At 55.5% G+C, this 18,801-nt stretch carries 18 protein-coding genes and 1 pseudogene; 8 read left to right on the top strand and 11 right to left on the bottom strand.

Going from position 1 to position 18,801, the window contains the following annotated elements; genetic code table 11:
- Positions 1-238: 238 nt before the first annotated feature.
- Positions 239-652 (top strand): annotated as a pseudogene (gene modA, locus FHS18_RS26150) (molybdate ABC transporter substrate-binding protein); the annotation flags it as partial.
- Positions 653-676: 24 nt separating this feature from the next.
- On the top strand, positions 677-1,342 hold the full coding sequence (gene modB, locus FHS18_RS26145; RefSeq protein WP_183603333.1) for a molybdate ABC transporter permease subunit: 666 nt from the start codon (positions 677-679) through the stop codon (positions 1,340-1,342).
- A 153-nt stretch (positions 1,343-1,495) separates the two neighbouring features.
- Here the strand turns inward: modB and FHS18_RS26140 are convergent, their stop codons facing one another.
- The 3 genes from FHS18_RS26140 to FHS18_RS26130 form a co-directional block, all read right to left on the bottom strand.
- The gene (locus FHS18_RS26140) at positions 1,496-2,383 is read right to left on the bottom strand and encodes a cation diffusion facilitator family transporter (protein WP_183603332.1); all 888 of its coding nucleotides are present in this window, start codon (positions 2,381-2,383) and stop codon (positions 1,496-1,498) included.
- A gap of 290 nt (positions 2,384-2,673) precedes the next feature.
- The gene (locus tag FHS18_RS26135) at positions 2,674-3,180 is read right to left on the bottom strand and encodes a hypothetical protein (RefSeq protein WP_183603331.1); all 507 of its coding nucleotides are present in this window, start codon (positions 3,178-3,180) and stop codon (positions 2,674-2,676) included.
- 317 nt (positions 3,181-3,497) lie between these two features.
- On the bottom strand, positions 3,498-3,863 hold the full coding sequence (locus FHS18_RS26130; protein WP_183603330.1) for a GNAT family N-acetyltransferase: 366 nt from the start codon (positions 3,861-3,863) through the stop codon (positions 3,498-3,500).
- Positions 3,864-4,242: 379 nt separating this feature from the next.
- Between FHS18_RS26130 and FHS18_RS26125 the strand changes: the two genes are divergently transcribed.
- Together FHS18_RS26125 and secD are read left to right on the top strand one after the other, a co-directional pair.
- Positions 4,243-4,608: a hypothetical protein gene (locus FHS18_RS26125; protein ID WP_183603329.1), complete on the top strand. Its 366-nt coding sequence runs from the start codon at positions 4,243-4,245 to the stop codon at positions 4,606-4,608.
- Between the two features lie 31 nt (positions 4,609-4,639).
- The gene (secD, locus tag FHS18_RS26120; protein ID WP_246427915.1) at positions 4,640-6,829 is read left to right on the top strand and encodes a protein translocase subunit SecD; all 2,190 of its coding nucleotides are present in this window, start codon (positions 4,640-4,642) and stop codon (positions 6,827-6,829) included.
- 73 nt (positions 6,830-6,902) lie between these two features.
- On the opposite strand, the gene FHS18_RS26115 is transcribed toward secD, so the two are convergent.
- Together FHS18_RS26115 and FHS18_RS26110 are read right to left on the bottom strand one after the other, a co-directional pair.
- Positions 6,903-7,325, bottom strand: a complete 423-nt coding sequence (locus FHS18_RS26115; protein WP_183603327.1) for a DUF3995 domain-containing protein — start codon at positions 7,323-7,325, stop codon at positions 6,903-6,905.
- 1 nt (position 7,326) lies between these two features.
- Positions 7,327-7,887: a TetR/AcrR family transcriptional regulator gene (locus FHS18_RS26110; protein ID WP_183603326.1), complete on the bottom strand. Its 561-nt coding sequence runs from the start codon at positions 7,885-7,887 to the stop codon at positions 7,327-7,329.
- Between the two features lie 207 nt (positions 7,888-8,094).
- Between FHS18_RS26110 and FHS18_RS26105 the strand changes: the two genes are divergently transcribed.
- A complete protein-coding gene (locus tag FHS18_RS26105) occupies positions 8,095-9,729 on the top strand; it encodes an SWIM zinc finger family protein (RefSeq protein WP_183603325.1) in 1,635 nt (544 codons plus the stop codon).
- Positions 9,726-12,695: a DEAD/DEAH box helicase gene (locus FHS18_RS26100; RefSeq protein WP_183603324.1), complete on the top strand. Its 2,970-nt coding sequence runs from the start codon at positions 9,726-9,728 to the stop codon at positions 12,693-12,695. Before FHS18_RS26105 ends, FHS18_RS26100 begins: the two co-directional genes overlap by 4 nt.
- Before the next feature lie 103 nt (positions 12,696-12,798).
- On the opposite strand, the gene FHS18_RS26095 is transcribed toward FHS18_RS26100, so the two are convergent.
- The 5 genes from FHS18_RS26095 to FHS18_RS26075 all read right to left on the bottom strand — a co-directional run bounded on the left by FHS18_RS26095 (position 12,799) and on the right by FHS18_RS26075 (position 16,065).
- Complete coding sequence (locus FHS18_RS26095) at positions 12,799-13,254, bottom strand: DUF2975 domain-containing protein (RefSeq protein ID WP_343060680.1); 456 nt, start codon at positions 13,252-13,254, stop codon at positions 12,799-12,801.
- A gap of 292 nt (positions 13,255-13,546) precedes the next feature.
- Positions 13,547-13,720, bottom strand: coding sequence for a hypothetical protein (locus tag FHS18_RS26090; RefSeq protein ID WP_183603323.1), 174 nt, complete (start codon positions 13,718-13,720; stop codon positions 13,547-13,549).
- Positions 13,721-13,866: 146 nt separating this feature from the next.
- On the bottom strand, positions 13,867-14,529 hold the full coding sequence (locus tag FHS18_RS26085; protein ID WP_183603322.1) for an HAD family hydrolase: 663 nt from the start codon (positions 14,527-14,529) through the stop codon (positions 13,867-13,869).
- A gap of 144 nt (positions 14,530-14,673) precedes the next feature.
- Entirely contained in the window at positions 14,674-15,498 is an 825-nt protein-coding gene (locus FHS18_RS26080; RefSeq protein WP_183603321.1) for a methyl-accepting chemotaxis protein, read from the bottom strand.
- A gap of 192 nt (positions 15,499-15,690) precedes the next feature.
- On the bottom strand, positions 15,691-16,065 hold the full coding sequence (locus FHS18_RS26075; RefSeq protein WP_183603320.1) for a DUF4259 domain-containing protein: 375 nt from the start codon (positions 16,063-16,065) through the stop codon (positions 15,691-15,693).
- A 154-nt stretch (positions 16,066-16,219) separates the two neighbouring features.
- Here FHS18_RS26075 and FHS18_RS26070 point away from each other — a divergent pair, with 154 nt between their 5' ends.
- Together FHS18_RS26070 and FHS18_RS35450 are read left to right on the top strand one after the other, a co-directional pair.
- Positions 16,220-16,990: a hypothetical protein gene (locus tag FHS18_RS26070; RefSeq protein ID WP_183603319.1), complete on the top strand. Its 771-nt coding sequence runs from the start codon at positions 16,220-16,222 to the stop codon at positions 16,988-16,990.
- A gap of 154 nt (positions 16,991-17,144) precedes the next feature.
- A complete protein-coding gene (locus tag FHS18_RS35450; protein WP_354471519.1) occupies positions 17,145-17,633 on the top strand; it encodes a CBO0543 family protein in 489 nt (162 codons plus the stop codon).
- 14 nt (positions 17,634-17,647) lie between these two features.
- Here FHS18_RS35450 and FHS18_RS26065 read toward each other — a convergent pair whose 3' ends face one another.
- On the bottom strand, positions 17,648-18,796 hold the full coding sequence (locus tag FHS18_RS26065; RefSeq protein ID WP_183603318.1) for a hypothetical protein: 1,149 nt from the start codon (positions 18,794-18,796) through the stop codon (positions 17,648-17,650).
- Between the last annotated feature and the right edge of the window lie 5 nt (positions 18,797-18,801).

Below are 18,801 nucleotides of genomic sequence, written 5' to 3'. Positions count from 1 at the left end.
CCCATCGCCTGCTGAGCCTTTTTTGCGTCCGGACTGCTGCGGCGGTTGAAGAACGCTTCCCTTGCTAAATCATACTAATTACAACGAAAACGCATAATATAACCGGACTACAAACTCTAATTATATTTAGTTATACTTAAATATATTAAAACACTATAAAACAGATGAGTGATATGTTACGATAGTTGACATGTTAACCACTAACGTAACTGGGGGCGTTCACATTGAAGAAAAGTTGGATTCTTGGTCTTGCGGGGTGAAAGACCTGACCGATAAAGAGATCAAGAAAGTCGCCATCGGCCAACCGGAATCGGTGCCGGCCGGCCAGTATGCCAAAGAGACGTTGACCGCGCGCAAAGTGTGGGATACGCTTGAGAATAAACTCGTCTACGCGAAGGATGTTCGGCAAGTGCTGACCTACGTAGAGACAGGCAACGTCGACGCGGGCTTCGTCTACAAGACGGATGCGCTCACTTCCAAGAAAGTGAAGAACGCCATTAACGTGCTCCCTAGCGTTCACGCGCCAACCCTTTATCCCGCCGGCGTACTGAAGGAATCCGAGCACGCGGCCGAAGCAACCGCCTTCTATACCTATCCGCAATCCAAGGAAGCCAATACGGTCTTCAAGAAGTACGGCTTCAAACTGCGTTAATCTCGCTACGTCAGGAATGATCGCTTGGACTGGACCACTTTTCTCGAACCGATAACCCTTTCCGTACAAATCTCCATCATCGCCAGCATCATCGTCTTTATCGTTTCGTTAGCCGTTGCCTACAAGATGTCGCGGGCTCGTTTCTTCGGCAAAAGCATCGTGGAGACCTTACTTCTCTTGCCGCTGGTACTGCCGCCAACCGTCGTCGGTCTCATCCTGCTCGTCCTGCTTGGCCGGCGCAGCTGGATCGGCCGAGCTTATGAAGCGCTGTTCCATGGCCCGATCCTATTCACATGGGGGGCCGCCACCATTGCCGCCGTCATCGTCGCCTTCCCGCTGGCCTACCGGTCGATGAAAGCCGGCTTCGACGGCGTGGACAACGACCTGGAGGATTCCGCCCGAGCAATCGGAGCGAGCGAATGGCAAGTGTTCCGATTCATCTCGGTTCCGCTAGCCAAACGGGCGCTGACGTCGGCGTACATCCTCGGATTCTGCCGGGGACTGGGCGAATTCGGCGCGACGCTGATGATTGCGGGGAATATTCCGGGGAAGACGCAGACCATTCCGACGGCCATCTACGTGGCCGCGGACGGCGGAAGCATGTCGATGGCCTGGGCATGGTGCGGGGTTATGCTGCTGCTGTCGTTCGTCATGCTGCTGCTCTCCAACCGGATTACGAAAGACGACTAACCAGATGAAGCGGCTGTCGCCATCTAGATTGGCGGCGACGTTTCGTTTGGCGCAATAGCAGCTTGCGTATCCACGCGAAAAAGCCCGTTCTCGTTAGGATCTAACCTAACGTGAGCGGGCTTTGGCTGCTTATGGGCTATCGGCGGGTGAACGCTACTGGTTCGCTACGTCATACGGTTCGTAGTGCACATGCACTTCATACACTTCGTCCGAGGAGCTTTTCAGCGCCTCTTCCACTTTCGTGGCCACATCGTGCGCTTGCTGGAAGCCGAGATCCGCATCGATGAACAGAATGACGTCCACGACCGCGTTGCTCCCGTAGCTCCTCGCTCGAATATTCTTCACGCCTTCCACGCCGTCCACGTCCAGCACGACTTGCTTGAACGATTCGATCGTCTCTTCATTGAATCCATCCGACAGATGGTGCGAAGCTTCCCTGAAGATCTCCCAGGCGGTTCGGCAGATGACGATCCCCACCGCTATCGCGGCGAGCGGATCCAGCCAGGGCAGCCGGAACTGGGAGCCGATAATGCCCACGACCGTCCCGATACTGACGATGGCATCGGACAGATTATCTTTGGCCGCGGCCATGACGGCTTGGCTCTTGATTCGCGTCGCCAACCGCTTGTTGTACCGATACACGGCGAACATGACGGCCGCGCAGACGATGCCCGTCCATGCCGCGATCAGATCAGGTGCTTCCCCTCCGGCATGCGTCATCTTGGTGACGGCTTCATACAGCACCTGCAGCCCGACTGCCATCATGATGAAGGAGGCGATGAGCGAAGCTATCGTTTCCGACTTCCAATGACCGTAGGGATGGTCGCTGTCCGCAGGCTTTTGGGCCAACCTCAACCCGATCAGCACCGCTATGGAAGCCACAATATCCGTCGCATTATTGAGTCCGTCCGCCCTGAGGGCCTCCGAACCGGCGACTACGCCGATCAAGAGTTTCAGTCCAGACAGTATGATATAAGCGATGATGCTGACGATGGCCCCGCGTTCCCCCAGCTTCAGATCCTCGTATCGCTGTTGATCCATAATAACCGTTCCAATCCTTTCCCACAGCAAGAAGTCCAACTTATCGTAACAACCGATGTTCATGTGGGTCTAGAGAAACGTTTTGTCATTGGGGGAAAAAAGTAAACGCGGACAAACTAAGTTTTATCAGGCAATATCTATTGCCCTGCTGCAACTATTGGGGCAGAGGGAATTGCCGCCTATTGCGAAACAAAAACACCTCTCTCGAGGTGTTTGACTTGAACTGTAGACTCCTGAGCGTAGCAGCATGACACTTTTCTTAATGCAACTACAACGCCGCAAGGATGACCTCACTTTTTCGCGGCGGCTTGCCTTTTGATCAACTCATCCACCTTCGATTTCATGGACCGGATCGTCGTTTTCTTATATTGAATACCGAGTCGCAGTACCTTGGCCTGCTCTCGGCGGGATAAGGTTTTGAACCGAGGGTCCTGTTTCAAAAAGGAACGGATGATCGACCACCCGTTGCCGCTCGTCTGATCCATATCGGCGGAAGGCAGTTCGTGAGGAAGCTTACGTTTGCGAAGCTGGTGCCATAAGGCGGTCATGGTCGAAGCGATCTTGCCTTCATCCACCAGACAGGGAACCGTTTTTTTATTCGAGAACCTTCTGTAGTGCTCCAAGTGGTTACTTCCGTTTACAACCACGTAACCGCCGTCTTTTCGGCTTTTTCTGACGATCATCAGCTGCATGCAATCTTGCGCGACTTTGCGGAGTTCTTTGCTGCGTTTCGTTGCTTTGTCGGTCATCGCGGACTTTAGTTTGTGTAAAGGGAGATACTGCACCATATATCTCATCTTGGCTGCACCTCATTTGATGTATGGTTACTGTAGTGTATGCCGTCATTTTTTCAAAAGTACTTCCTGCCCGCACTTCTCTAATAAGGATACCGGTTTGGAGAAATACTTTGTTACAGAGTAAGACGGGAGGTGAACGATATCCATGAGCACAAAAGCCAAACCAGACAAAAACAACCCGAAGCATTCGCCGTCGCGTTCGAACAATCCGAACGATCAAGGTAAAAACCCGGCTCAACAGTAATAGCCAACCTCAAAGAGCCCGCCGTCCTGTTGCCCAGGATTGGCGGGCTCTTTGAGGCCGACTGAATGACAGACTACTTGACCCCATCCGAACTATACGAGTCCGAATAGGAGGTCGGCTTCTCCTTGGCCCACACATCGGCGTAGGACGGGTCGGCCTCGAATTGGCGCAGCGCGTAAGAGCAGGAAGGAATGATCTTGCGGCCCCGTTCCCGCGCCTCCTCCACCACGAAGTCGAGCAGCTGCTTGGCCAGTCCTCGGCCGCGATAGTAACCGTCCACAAAAGTATGGTCAATCACCCACGTGTCCACGTCTACCAGGCGATACGTAATCTCGCCGACGATCCCGCCTACGCCCTGCAGCACGTAGCTGTTGCCCTGCTTGTGGGCGACGATCTCTTCCTCCGGGCGAGTCTGCGTCTGTTCACGCTCTATCATCATTCATGCACCTCCGGCATCGGTTCGTTCTACCAAGCGCCGCTTGTCCATGCAAGCGGCTCACTTGTCTTTACCCCAGAATGCCGGCGCTAAAGCCGATAGCCGATATCCGAAGGCGATAAAAACAGACGCGTTTGCGGATCGGATCGCCGGACGCTCTCTTTTTTCACGGATAGGGATGGGATAAACAGGGAAAATAGCGGAAGACGGCGAATGATTCCCGTTAGGCAGGAACAGTCGGCTGATTGCCGGCATTTTGCTGAAACGCTTACGGCCCTATGCCGTATATTCAGAGTTATGGCTCGTCCTGCTAGCTGCGCAAGTACGCCATACGCATGGGACAAGCACGAATCTCACCACACGCACACAAGGAGGAGCCAAGATGAAGCCGTCATTCAAGCATTCGCACCCTATGATGAACAACTGGTCGGTCTATCTGCTCCTGCTGTCCTTCGTCGTGCTGGTAATTCCGCTGAACACGTCCCATCCGCAGCCGGCCTCCCTCCATATGATCAGCTTTGCGGGGAGCGGCCATGCCTACGACGTCAGCGCGGCGAACCCGCCGCCATGGAACAAGTCGTTCCCGCCGCCGGCGGCACGGCTGTTCCGATCGATGCAGATCAGCCTGCCGAACCTCATCGGATCGCATACGGCATGGCTGGGCAATAGTATCCCGCTGCTGGTCAAGCATGAACGGCTCGATCCGATCAAATATACGTCCAATTACGTGGATGCAGTTCCCTTCTAACGCACATTAGCCTACAAGAAGGGACATGATTATGAAATCGATACGTATTGCGGGGTTTTTCTTTACCGCGCTTCTTTGTTTAGCCATAGTCGCCATTACATCGCCAACGATTACAAGCGGCATTAAGCTCGGCCTCGACCTGAAAGGCGGCTTCGAGATTCTGTATGAAGCGCAGCCTGTCGAAGAAGGCGGCACGATCACGAAGGAAGCGCTGCGCGAGACGGCCAAAAGCCTGGAGAAACGCGCCAACGCTTACGGGGTTGCCGAGCCTGAAGTAACGACCGAAGGCGAGAACCGGATCCGCGCCCGGATCGCGGGCGTATCGGACGAGCAGACCGTGCGGGAGATGATGAAGAAACCCGCCGAGCTGACCTTCCGCGGTCCTGACGGCACGAAAGAGATGCTCGGCAGCGATTTCGTGGAAGGAGCCGCACAGGTTGCCTTCGACGAAATGAACCAGCCGATGATTCTGATCGAGGTGAAAGACAAAGCGAAGCTTGCGGCCGTAACCGAGAAGCTGCTCGGCCAGCCGCTCGCCATCTATCTCGATGAGACGGAGCTGTCCGCGCCGATCGTCCGCGCCGTGCTGCCGGACGGCAAAGCGACCATATCCGGCGATTACACGCTCGATGAAGCCAATGAGCTGGCCGATGTCATTAATCTCGGCGCCCTGCCGCTCAAGCTGACGGAGAAGTACACGCAATCGGTTGGCGCGAGCCTCGGCCAGCAGTCGCTCGAGAAGACGCTGCTCGCCGGCGTTATCGCTTCCGTACTGATTCTGCTGTTCATGCTCATCGTGTACCGTATGCCGGGCCTCATCGCCAGCATTACGCTCATTATTTATAACTGGGGCATCCTGCTGCTCTACTATTGGATGCAGGCAACCGTAACGCTGCCGGGCATCGCGGCGTTCGTGCTCGGTGTCGGCATGGCCGTCGACGCCAATATCATTACCGCCGAGCGGATCCGCGAGGAGATGCGCACCGGCAAATCGCTGCTGTCATCCCTGAAGTCCGGCTCTAAGAACTCGTTCCGCACGATTCTCGACGCGAACATTACGACCATCGTAGCGGCAGGCGTGCTCTATTTTGTAGGGACCGGCGCGATTCAAGGCTTTGCGCTGACGCTGATCCTCAGCAACATTCTCAGCATGGCGACGAACGTGTATTTCTCGCGGTTCCTGCTGGCGCTGCTCGTACGGACCGGCTTGTTCATGAAGCCGAGTTATTACGGCGTGAAAGAATCGGATATCGTCTCCCTCTCCGCCAAAGACAAGCCGGCCGAATCCTTCTACAAAATCTATGATTTCGTGAAAAGGCGGAATTTCTTCTTCGCCCTTTCCGGCGGCGTAACCGCTGTAGGCCTGGTCATGCTGCTGCTCTTCCAATTCAATTACGGCGTCGACTTCAAGGCCGGCACGAGCCTCGATATTATCGTCGGCCAGAAGATCACCCAGCAGGAAGCATCGGATATCATCGAAGAAGCAGGTTTCACGCCATCCTCCATTACGGTGGGCGGGGATAACCAGGAGCGCGTCTCCGTCCGGTTCGAAGAGGTGCTAAGCTCGGATGAGGGCGAAGTCGCCGCCATTCTGGCGAAGTTCACCGAGAAGTACGGCGAGGCGGTCTCCGGCGAGGAGAATACGGTCGATCCGGGTATCGCGCAAGAGCTCGGCATCAAGGCCATCTATGCGATCCTGTTCGCAAGCTTAGGGATCATCGCGTTCGTCGCGTTCCGCTTCGAATGGCGCTTCGCCGTAGCCGGCGTTATCGCGCTGTTCCATGACGTGTTCTTCGTCGTCAGTATCTTCTCGATCTTCCGGCTAGAGGTGAACCTGACGTTCATCGCGGCGATTCTGACGATCATCGGTTACTCGATCAATGACACGATCGTCATTTTCGACCGCATCCGGGAGAACTTGCGTTTTGCCAAAATCAAAACGTTCGAGGATCTGGCCCATCTCGTCAACACGAGTATCTCGCAGACGCTGACCAGATCCATCAATACGGGTCTGATGGTCCTCGGGGCATCATTCATCCTGCTGCTCGTCGGCAGCGATTCGATCCAGCTCTTCTCGCTGGCGATGACGATCGGCCTCATGGTCGGCATGTATTCGACGATCTATATCGCCAGCTCCATCTGGCTGCTGCTCAAGCGCAATTCCATGAATAAAGCCGCCGCAGCCAAAGCGAATCCTGAGCCAGGCGACGCATCGGCTTAACGCAAGCAACAACAAGGGCCTTCCGTAACGGGGGCCCTTGTTTGTTATGTCGGAATATCTCGGCGTCTGCGGTCTATTCGGCGATCTGAAGCCACAATGCGATTGCGGCGAGCACCAAGCAGAGCGGCGAATAGAAGCGCGTGTCCCAATGGGCGAATGTTGTGCCTCGTCTCGTCTTGAACAGTCCTACCCAGCGAAAATCCCCGATCGTCCGCAGCGCGAATACCGCGCCCAGCAGCCATCCGCCCCATTCATATGCCCATGCGGGCAGGAACGTAGGCAGCACATCGCCAATCCCAAGCAGGACGCACGCCGCTAGCGCCAACAAGACCGCAACCGCAAGCGTCTCCGGCATCCTCGGCACGAATAACGGATTGCCGCCGCTCGACGGCAAGGCCGCAGCCGCGCCGCTAGTCCCGCCGAATGCCCAATACACATGAACGCCGCTTACGATCAGCAATATACCGCCTGCAACAATGGAGAGCAGCACACTCATCTTAATCCCCCTTCGCTTCGATAATGACATCCCGGACCAACCGGATCCAATCCTCCATCCGCGCGACTTGCTCCTGCCCTTTATGCCTTTCGTGCCACCCGAGATAAAAATGGTACAGCACCACGGAGCGGCGCATCGCCTCCTCCGCGGACAGTCCTTTCTTCCGTAGCAGAGCAGCCATGAAGTCCATGCGTTTCTGCTCAAGGCCATCGATCAGTTCCTTATACCGCGCCTCCCGCTCGCCTAACCGGCGCAGATGGTACATAAAGTCGTGGCCTTTCGTCGTGGCGAACATGACGCGCAGGACGTGCTGAATCGCTTCGTCCGCGTCGGGTCCGCTCTCCGCTTGGGTAATGACCGCATGGGTATAACGTTCGACCCACGCCTCGATGATCGCCGAGATGAACGCCTCCCGGCTGTCGAAATACCAATAGAAGCTGCTCTTGCTGCAATGCAGCTCGCGCGCCATCTTCTCGATCGGAAGCTGATCGGCTCCCCCTTGGGCAAAATATTCTGCCCCTTTCCGGATCCACGCTTCCTTGGTCACAACGACTTTCGGCATTCTCTTCCGCCTCTCTTCTGTACGCTACCGTATAGAAAAATTGTACAGCATCCACCCTTGTCCGCACAACTCTTTTCTGTACGCTACCGTTCAGAAAAAGAAAAATACGCCGGATCAGCCTTGTTTCACTTCGTGTTCCTCCCTTCACCTGCTATAATAAGTACGTATGTTCTGTATCTAATCTTTCTCGTAGGAGATTACGTCATTATGAGACCCCCTTATACGATTGACGATACGCAATGGGAGCAGCTCGTCGCGCAGGTCGGCGAGCTATTCGATGACCTGACGATAAAGCGCGGCTTCCAATTCTATAAGCAAGAACGCGTCCAGCAGCTGGCCCTTCCCGGCGAACGGGAGGTCGAAGCGACCATCGAAGGCAGCGAGCATGAGCGTTACGAAGTGACGATCAACCTCGATGAGCTGAGCGAAAGCCGCTGCGAATGCCCGGCCGGCGGCCGTTGCAAGCATGTCATCGCGGCGCTGCTGCAATATGCGAACCTGCAAGGGCGCATGGTGAACGCGATCGTGAATGCCAAGTCGAATGCAGGCTTCGCGGCCGCGCGTGGCGCGGCGGAAGCCAAGGCCAAACAAAAGGTAGAAGCGGCCTCGAAGTTCTCGGATCAGGCGAGCAGCCTTGCCGAGCTGCCGATTGCGCAGTGGCATGAGCTGATGGCCAGCGTCATCGCGCCGCTCGATAGCCAGACCCGCAACAGCCAGTACGCGCAGGAAGCGCTGACCGCGCTCATTGCGGTCAAACCTGACTTGCCCCCGGTGCTGACTCCATTGTTCGACCTGCATATCCGCCTGCATGTGCTGGTTCAGCTTACGCGTCCGTCGCAGAACCAGAGCCAGACGCAATGGCATACGACCGGCTTCTATATGGGCTTCCATACGCATGTCGCAGCCGCCGAAGTGCAGGAAGGCATCGTCGCCTGCTTCGGTCAGCCGCTGCCGCTTGCCGAACATCCGGCATACTGGCAGCAGGCGATGGATACGGCGGTCTATATGCGCAGGCTGATGCTGACGGATACGCCCTCGCACCCTTACTTCTCCGATCTGTATATCGAGCTATGGCGCCGTTGGATCGAGCCGCAGCTCAGCGATACGCAAGTGGTGGCCGAGGAGCTGCGGCAGCTGGAAGCAGCCGAAGACGAGCTTGGCCAGACGCTCTCCCGCGCCTCCTGGGTGATGGCGCGGAGCTGGATGCATTTTTACCTGCTGCAGGATGAATCGGCCTGGGCACTGATGCGAGGGACGAAGGCAAGGCTGTCCGTGGAGAGCCTGCTCCGCTTCCCTTATGAGCTCGTCGCCCGGGAACAGTGGACGCGCCTGACGTCTTGGCTCGCGCAGCTCGGTCCGCTGCTCAACATTCATCGCATCGAATCCTTGAGCGTGTATTCGCAATTCTGGGATCAAGCGACTGAGCACGACCCGGAGGCAGAGGAACGGATGTGGGAAGCGCTGACCGGCATGCTGCCGCTTGCCCGTAAGCTGTATGAGGACAAGCTGATCGAATTCGAACGGTGGAAACCATGGATCGACCTGCAGCTCAGTTCCGGCCGCGAGCCGCTCAGCTTCAAGGTCAGCGAGTTGGCCCCGATCGAGAAGAATGCGCCCGAGCTGCTCCTGCCCTTCTACCATCAAGCGGTAGAGCGATACGTCGCGCAGAAGAACCGCGACGGCTACAAGGCCGCCGTCAAGCTGCTCAAGCGGCTGGCCAAACTGTATAAGAAGCTGAAGCAGGACGATCGCTTCGAGCATTACATCAGCAGCTTCGCAGACCGGAACAGCCGCCTGCGCGCCTTGCAGGAAGAGCTGCGGAAAGGAAAGCTGATCCCATGAGCAAATTCGTAGAAACCATGCATGTTCACTTGACGATGACGGCGTACGGCGACGCTCTTATGTACGGCACGCTGAATACGTACAGCTTCGTCCCCGGCATGCTGCTGAAGCACCGGCTGTTCGCCTGGCATGAGCCCTCCCTGTACGGAACGGGGCTTGAGCTGCAGCAGACGCCGGATCTCGAGCTTGTCGTGCTGCCCGCGGAGCAGGTCATCCCGTTCTTCGCCGGTCCGGAGCTGCTCGCCCACGTGGAATGGCAGTGGGCCGGGCAAGCCGAACTGCTGAAGCAATTGGCTCCCCATCTGCTGACGGCGATCGAGGAAAGGCAATACATGCCGAGCTTCCAGGCCTTCAAGAGGGGGAAATTGCAGTGGATGTGGGATGAGCAGCTGCTGCCCGCAGAAGCCGGCAAACTCATGCGGCAAGTCGGGGAAGACCTGGAATTGCGGGAGGGCCTGGAGGCTGCATTCTCGGCGTCGGTGTTCGAGCGCTACTACGCCACCGAAGAAGAGGCCGCCGATCTGCGCCGCGAGCATCCGCTGCTGTATGCGCCGGACCGTGTCGTCCTCTCCGGGATGGATTACAAGACATGGCTCGTCGCGGTAGGCTGGCTGACCGATGTGGCGCCGTTCCGGCCTCTCCTCCAGCTGCTCGAGCCGAACGAAGAGCTCGAACAAACGGATTGGGAGCTGCAGCTCGTCCTGCAGGATAAGTCGGACCTGGCGCACATCGTGCCGATTCGGTTAGGCGAAGACGGGCAAGCCTATGGCAGTTGGCCATCGAATTGGGAGATTGCGGTTGCCGAACGATCGGCCGGCTGGCTGGACCATCTGCGGGCAAGCCTTTCTCCCGCTCGTCTATCCGGCGGACGCCGGGATGTGTTCGGAGGTTCGCTGACGGCCGAGGATGCGTGGCATTTTCTCACCGTGGACAGCAACCGGCTATTGGCCAGCGGTTGGCAGGTGCTGCTCCCCGCTTGGTGGGAAGCGGCCAGCAAGAAGAAACCGAAGGTCGTGGCGAAAGTCAAACCAGAGGAAGGGAGCGCCGAGGCAGGCGGAGGCGTGAAGTCGTTGTTCGGCTTGAACTCGCTGATCGACTTCAACTGGCGTATCGCGATCGGCGACACGGAGCTGACCGAAGAGGAGTTCGAGGCGCTGCTGGCGCGCAACGAGCGGCTCGTCCAGTTCCGCGGCCAATGGGTCGCGCTCGATCCGGTGCTGCTCGCCAATATCCGCCAAGCGATGGCCCGCGTCGACCGCTCGAAGGGACTTACCTTCCAAGAAGCGCTCCAGCTGCAGCTGGTCGGTCCGACCGTGTTCCGGCGCGCGGCGAAGCAAGACGAGGCGGAGGAAGATGAGGAAGAGAAGGTCGAGCTTGAGATCGAGCTGAACGACCATCTCTCGCAGCTCATCCATCAGCTGACTTCGCAATCCGACTGGCCGGAACTGCCGATCCCTGCGGGGCTGCAAGCGAGCTTGCGCTCGTATCAGCAGGACGGCTTCGCTTGGCTCTCCTTCCTGCGCCGGTTCGGCATGGGCGCGTGTCTCGCGGACGATATGGGTCTGGGCAAGACCGTGCAGCTCATCACGTACCTGCTCCATGTGAAGGAGACGACGCCGGCAGAATCGGACACCTTCCCTTCGCTCGTTATTTGTCCAACCTCCGTGCTCGGCAACTGGCAGAAAGAGATCAGCCGCTTCGCGCCGTCGCTTAGGGTGATGCTCCACTATGGCCCGCGGCGGCTGAACGACGAAGCGTTCTCTGCGGCGGCGGGGGAGGCCGACGTCGTGCTCACTTCCTTCGCCACGTCAGCGCTCGACCAAGAGCTGCTGCGTCAATACACATGGGGCGCGATCTGCCTCGACGAAGCGCAGAACATTAAGAATGCGGGGACGCGCCAATCGATGGCGGTACGCAGCTTCCCGGCCAAGCACCGGATCGCGCTGACCGGTACGCCGATCGAGAACCGGCTGTCCGAGCTGTGGTCGATCTACGACTTCATTAATCCGGGATTCCTCGGGACGGCCCGCGCCTTCCAGGACAATTACGCGACTGCTATCGAGAAGGAGCAGGACGAACAGAAGACGGCCGATCTGCAGAAGCTCGTGAAGCCGTTCATGCTGCGGCGGAAGAAGAAGGACCCGAACATCCAGCTCGATCTGCCGGAGAAGAACGAGATGAAGACCTATCTGCATCTCACCGCGGAGCAAAGCGCCTTGTACGACCAAGCGGTCAAAGATCTGCTCGACCGCGTCCGTCAGCTCGAAGGCATCGAGCGCAAAGGCGCGATTCTCGCGGCGCTGACGCAGCTCAAGCAGCTATGCGACCATCCGGTGCTGCTGACGAAGGAAGCGCTCAGCGAGCTGGATGCCGATGGCGGCGAGACGCTTGACATCGAATCGCTGATCGCGAGATCCTCCAAGCTGGAGCGGCTCGTCGCGATGGTGCGGGAGCTTCGCGAAGAAGGCGAGCGCTGCCTTATTTTCACCCAATATATCGGAATGGGTAAGATTCTCCAGGCGGTATTCGAGCATGAACTCGAGGAGCCGGTCCTCTACCTGCACGGCGGCACCTCCAAGACGGCGCGCGACCGGATGATCGAGCAGTTCCAATCGCGCACGCTGCCAGCGAAAGAGCAGCCGAACGTGTTCATCCTGTCCATCAAGGCCGGCGGCGTAGGCCTCAATCTGACGGCGGCGAACCACGTGTTCCATTTTGACCGGTGGTGGAATCCGGCTGTCGAGAACCAGGCGACCGACCGCGCTTACCGGATGGGACAGACCCGCGACGTGCAGGTGCACAAGTTCATTGCCCTCGGCACGCTCGAGGAGCGAATCGACGAGATGCTCGAGAGCAAGCAGCAGCTGAGCGACAACGTCATCACGAGCTCGGAGGCTTGGATTACGGAGCTGTCGACCGATGCGCTGCAAGATCTGTTCACGCTGCGCCGGGATTGGGGCGGCTGATCGGGTGGCATAGCAAGATGAATATAAATAGCGGCAGTCTAGGACATGAACGAATGTCACGCCTAGACTGCCGCTTGTTTGTTTAGCCGCTATGTTGTTCGCCTCAGACCGTTAAATCGTTTTCTGATTTGCGAGCCATAGTTTGTTGCACAGCCGCTCGAAGAACAGCCGCCAAAGCGGCAATGACCATCGAAGCCAACATAATGCCAAGCCCGAGTGCCGTAAGCCCGGGAGCGTCATCTTCCTGCGCGATGAGAGCCAGGAATGGCAAGATCCCCACATAGACAAGGCTAATTGTAATCGCGCAAGATTGTATGGTCTTTAGAGATCGTGCCGATAATTCCGAGAAAGCTTCGTTCTTCTCTATATAGCCTAACAGTCGGAAAGCCTGATACAAGGCAACGAAGAATGGGATTGCAGATGCATACATGCCTGCGATGACGGGATATACCCAATATGCTGGATAGCTTTCGGACGCTTCAATCGAGAACGAAGGCAAACCTAATAGGCAGAGCCCAAGAACCGGTATCCCCATAAGGATAACCGTTATTTTTAACAAGAGCGTCGATCCCCGTACCAAATCACGCACCCCGCTTACGATATTTTCAAGTTGAGAATAGCATCATTTTTATTGTTTTACAATATATTTTATTCGTTGTACGGAGTTTTATTATTGTTATACTCTATTTTCAACCGCTATACCGTATTGGTTTTGCGATTTTCACATGTGTGAGCGCCGGATAGGATTCATTTTCAAACGGGAATTTTTCGGGCAAGTTTAGGTGTGTTTAAACCAAAAAGAACTGGCCCTTAATTGCGGCCAGTTCCTGATAGATGGAGCTTGAATCTTCCTATACGAGCTTCTTGGCGCGGCTTTTCCCGAACAGGTAAACGGTATAGGCGCTGCTCACTGCAGACAGGCCGAGCAGCATCCCTGCCACGAAATCGTGCATAGGCACATAACGCGACACCAGCAAGTAGGCAAGGAACAGGATCGGACCGACAACTTGAATCCTATTTTTCATCAGGAATTCCTCCTTAAATTTGGGGTGATTAGGTGTTATTAGTGTGTATATCTTTATATACAGTATAATCACAGTAAGCACACCTCGTCAATCCTTAATGAGGAAATAATTCCCACAAAGTGGCAGACCCTAGTTCGACCTTCATTCTATGGCCCCAATATATACGGAATTAACTCTTCAAGGTCATCGATCACCAGATCCGCCTCGACTGCATTCGAAGATCCGCCGTTGCGCTTCCATGCCGCCTTCATCCCCACCGCCCGACTTGCCCGGATATCGTTCTCCGGATGGTCACCTACGAAGAGGGCCTCGACTGCCTCGACTCCAAGGCCGGATAAGGCCCGGACGAAAATAGCCGGGTCAGGTTTGCGCAGTCCCTCCCACTCCGAGATCAGCACGGCATCGAACAAGTGACTGATGCCGAGCGATTCGAAATTGTTGGATTGGAACTGGCCGAATCCATTGGAAACCAATGCTATTCTGACGCCGCTGTTCCGCAATACGGTGAGCATAAGGATCAAATTGGGGAAGCCCACGCAGTGCTTGCGGAAACCCGTAACGTAATCGTCCAGCAGTTCGTCCCATTCTACTTCGGGAATCGAGAACTCATCGATGAGCTGCCGATACACGTTATCTTTCCAGACATAACCGTTATTATCGAGCGCGACGAAGCGTTCTACGAAGTCTTCCTTGGCAACAACTTGTAGGGGCGAATAGCGTTCATACTGGTCTCGAACGAATCGCACGAGCGAAGTATTACGGTCCAATAAGGTACCGTCCAAATCAAAGAGCACTGCTTTAAACCTCATCCTAATGAGCGCCTCCATTCCTCTGATGGTTATGGAATTCGCTGTCACTATTTGCATTCCTTGTTCATTGTTGCTTCATGCCCTTGTCCCATGACAAAAAAGAGCAGCTTGCCTCGCGGCAAGCTGCTCCATGTTGGGTGATGCCTACAGCCGTTTGGCGTACGCATTCAACTGTTCGGACATGTGGCGAATCTCTTCCATGAACGTCGAGATTTCCTGAATTGATGCTCCCTGCTCCTGGCCGACGGACGCCATGCGCTCAATGGAGGCGCCGATCTGCTGCGTCATGTCTTTCATCGCCGAGAGCGTCTTGCGGATCTCATTCGTCGAATGGACCGTCTCGTTGGCCAGCTTGCGGATCTCCCCGGCGACGATCCCGAAACCTCTGCCCTTCTCCCCGGCGTGGGCCGCTTCGATGGCTGCGTTCAGCCCGAGCAAATTCGACTGGTCCGCCACGTTCTTAATGATCGTCACGACCTCATCCGTGTTTTTCACGTTCACGCCGGCCTGTTGGGACAAGGCAACCAGCTGCTGGGTAAACCCCGTTAATACGGTCGCCCCTTTCGCCACCTGCGCGATTCGCTCATTCGCTTGAGCGATAGCCTCCTCGATCTGATCGGCGAGCGCGAATAACTCCGTCTGTCGGCGAAGCTGCACGGCGAGGCCGCCAATGACCTGGCCCTGTTCATCGTAGAGCGGCGAAGCCGTGCCGATGAAGGCAAAACCGTAGAATTCGGCGGGTACCTCAGCCCGCAGCGCTTGCCGGCCGCGGATGGCCGCCGTAAGCGGCTCTTCCGGATGCAGTTGCTGTCCCACCTGAATGTTCAGATTGATGTTCTCGCCAGGAAAATAAGCGATGAACTGCTCCAGATTGCATACTGCGATCGATAAGTCAGCAGGAATCGCCGCCTTCAAGACCGGGATCGCCGCTATGAGGCTGTCCAACGAATGGTTATGCATGACCTTCATTTTTCTTCAACCCCCATTCACGATAAGCTGGCAATTAATCAGCATGCACGTTAGATTTATTCTTCTAATTATCGGCATGGAATAATCCGCTATTTATAGAACAGAGGACCTATTTGTAGGTAGACGTTGGTACCAAGGTGGGCCGATAGCCGTAATTCCGGAGTCGCTCCTCAAGTTGCGGTCAGCTGATGATTATTCCATCGTCACATTCGCGGTAAAATCTTTGAGCTGCTGCTTGAATGCTTCCAGCATCGCCTTGCGCTCGGCGTAGTCTTCACCCGTCGATTCTTCCCACAGCTCCAGGTCCGCTCCTTGCTCGATGACCTCGATGGCCTTCGCGCTTACTTCGGGCAACAGCGCGGCATGCTCTAGCTGCGCACCTGCAAGGCCCAGGTAGACGTAACAGACCATCTCCGGGTCCTCATCCTCCAGCTCCATCTCGTACGACTCCAGCACGCCGCTCGTCGCCTCGATGACGGACAATCCCTGCGCTAGCAAGGCGTTGAACTCATCGCGTACATCGCACGTCATATCGTTATCGAAAATCCCCGGTCCCCATGCACCCATCTATCCATTCTCCATTCTGTGCGTTGATCGCATTGCTGCTAGTATAACCTTCTCCCTACCAAGTGCCAACTCCCGCGCAGTGTTAGCTTTAGCGGATCGCCCGCGTCCATGGTACAATTATCGCAACTACGCTCGTTACCAAGGAGAACCACGAATGAAACTGAACATGACGACTCATCCCTATCGGCTCGAACAGGGTTACGAACTCGGCTATGGCCCAAGCGCCTTCCCAACCCTAGCGGAAATGATCCTTGCTTTTCGTGAACCGGAGCAGGATGTAATTTTCGACTACATCAATTGGGATAACAATCTCGATCCGCATAAGGATCAATTAATCCAAGAAGCGCTATACGACTATCACAACGAACTGATTCACGATCCGGACGGCACCGTCAGCCAGCGTGTGAAAGAGGTCTTGCTCCAACATTACGCTCCGGACCGCGATCCCCAGAAGAATACCGCTTTGATGGATCAATTACTCGCTCACTACAAGCAAGTTCCGCTAGACGAGTTGAACGAAGAGCTTACGCGCAAGATCGGAGCTGTTATTCATGGTCATCGCGCCATATACACGTTGGAAGACCAAGATGCGGACACCCAGTCCTTCATCAACGATCGCCTCGCCCACACCAACACGACCTGGCTGCTGCCCTATGAGCGCCCGGTCTATCTGAAGAACATCCTCTGGTACCGCGTCAATACGAAGGAAGATATTCTGACCGCCTTCGAGAAAACCGATTCTTGGTTTACTTGCGCCATCGTCAATCCTGGCCAACCTGTCGAGGACTACACCTATTTCCTAAACTACACCGAAGAACATGACGGCATGGCGCTCTACATCTCCACGCGAACGCCGGACCACTTCCGCAGCGTCGTCCTTCCGAAGCTTCAAGCGCTATTACCGGATCTAGGGATCGTCCAATAAACGAAACGATTACCACATTGCGGCACCAAGGTAGCTGGCCAGATCGACCAGCTGCCTGCCTCTGTCCGATCGTTAGAAACGCGCACCTACGGCTAGCATAATACGCCTATGAAATGGATAAACTTTTCCTAAATCAACCAAGGATGGGGTATGTTTGCACATTGCATTAACGATATGGGCTTTACTTGCGGCTTGGAAATGGGCGGATTGGGGACGGTGGAAGGAGTTTCTTCCGACCATATACTATATGGTGAGCATGAACTTGCTCTATCAATACATTGCGCATAACATCTATCATCTGTGGCATCACGAGCGGAATATTCCGAGCGAACTCATTACGGATAATTTATACAGCTTTATCGTTTTCCCATGTACGATCATGCTTTTCCTGTCTAACTTTCCAGTAAGGAAAGCCGCCATACTAGGTCACTTCATGAAATGGATCATAACCTACTCTTTACTGGAATGGATCGGCAAAGAAAATGGTTTTATGACTTACCATCATGGGTGGTCTTGGACCTGGTCATTGCTGTTTAATTGCATGATGTTCCCTATGCTCCGTCTTCATCATGTGCGCCCACTCTATGCAATCGGAATATCCCCTATCGTTATTTTCATCCTGTTGCTGATTTTCTATTTCTAAAAAAAGAAGCACCCCTACGACGCCCGGGATGCTTCTTCCTCCACGTTATCGACGGCACGCAGCGCCGCTTGCTTCTCTTCCCACACGAACACGACGCCGCTCGTCGGCAGCACCCAGCTGCTAAGCTGGATCTTCGTCAGATCGTTCGGCAGGCTCTCGACGATCTCGTCCTGGTCGAAGAACGGCACGGCCGATACGTTCATCTGCTCCAGTTGATTCGAGAACAGGATGTCGACGCCGTAGGTCGGCTCCGAGATGACGAGGATGAACTGTTTCTTCGCCTTCATCTGCGGCATCCGGAAATTCACCTTCAGCCGGTTATAAGAGCCGTCCTCCGCGAACTTAGCCTCTTGCGCATCCAGTCTTAGCACGAAGCCGCCGTTCTCATGGATGACCCCTTTGACCTTCAGCTTAACGCCGTTGACCTCCATCGCGAACTGCATGGAACGTTCGACGAACTCCGTGAGCTTAGCCTCTTCCATCGCACGCATCTGCTGAATCTGCGCCTCGTGGAGGAACAGGTTCTCGCGGAACACGATCCGGCTGTTCTTGAAGTAGCTCTCGAGCTGCTGCTCGTTATAGCTGAATCCGACGAGCAGCTCGTCTTCCAACCGAATGACGTTCTTCTCATACGACAGATCCTCGATCACCCACACATAGTCGGAGGCGGGGAACAGGTCTCTCGCCCCCTGATCGAGATCGCGCATCTTGTCTTCCGGCGTATAAAAAATATAGTACTTGAAGTTCCGCCGAAAATTCCGGCTCTTCGACAGATACGGCACGAACAAGGTGGAGTAGAGCATCTCGCCTTCGTCCTTGCCGACGAGCGACTGCGCCGTATTCTTCAGGAATTCCTTGCGGTTGTCCTCGCTGAATTGCGTGAGCACTTCTTCCTTCATAAGCAGCGTCTCGGCAATCGACTCCTGCACGACCTTGCTCTGATGCGTCCGCATCAAATACTCGAACAAAATATTGAAGATGATGAGCGGAATAATCGCCCCCATCAAGGAATTGAAGAAATCGTTCACGAAGTCCTCGAACGTGTACGAGCCGAAGATGTTGCGGACGAAGACGAGAATGACCGCGATCAGCAGCATAATGATGAGGAACAGAATCGTGTAGTCCTTCAGGCTTTTCTCGAATAGTCGCTTATTGCGTTCCACGTGCA

The organism is Paenibacillus phyllosphaerae (genome assembly GCF_014192105.1).
Taxonomy (GTDB): Bacteria; Bacillota; Bacilli; order Paenibacillales; family Paenibacillaceae; genus Paenibacillus_Z; species Paenibacillus_Z phyllosphaerae.
This window is presented reverse-complemented; position numbering and strand designations above follow the sequence as displayed.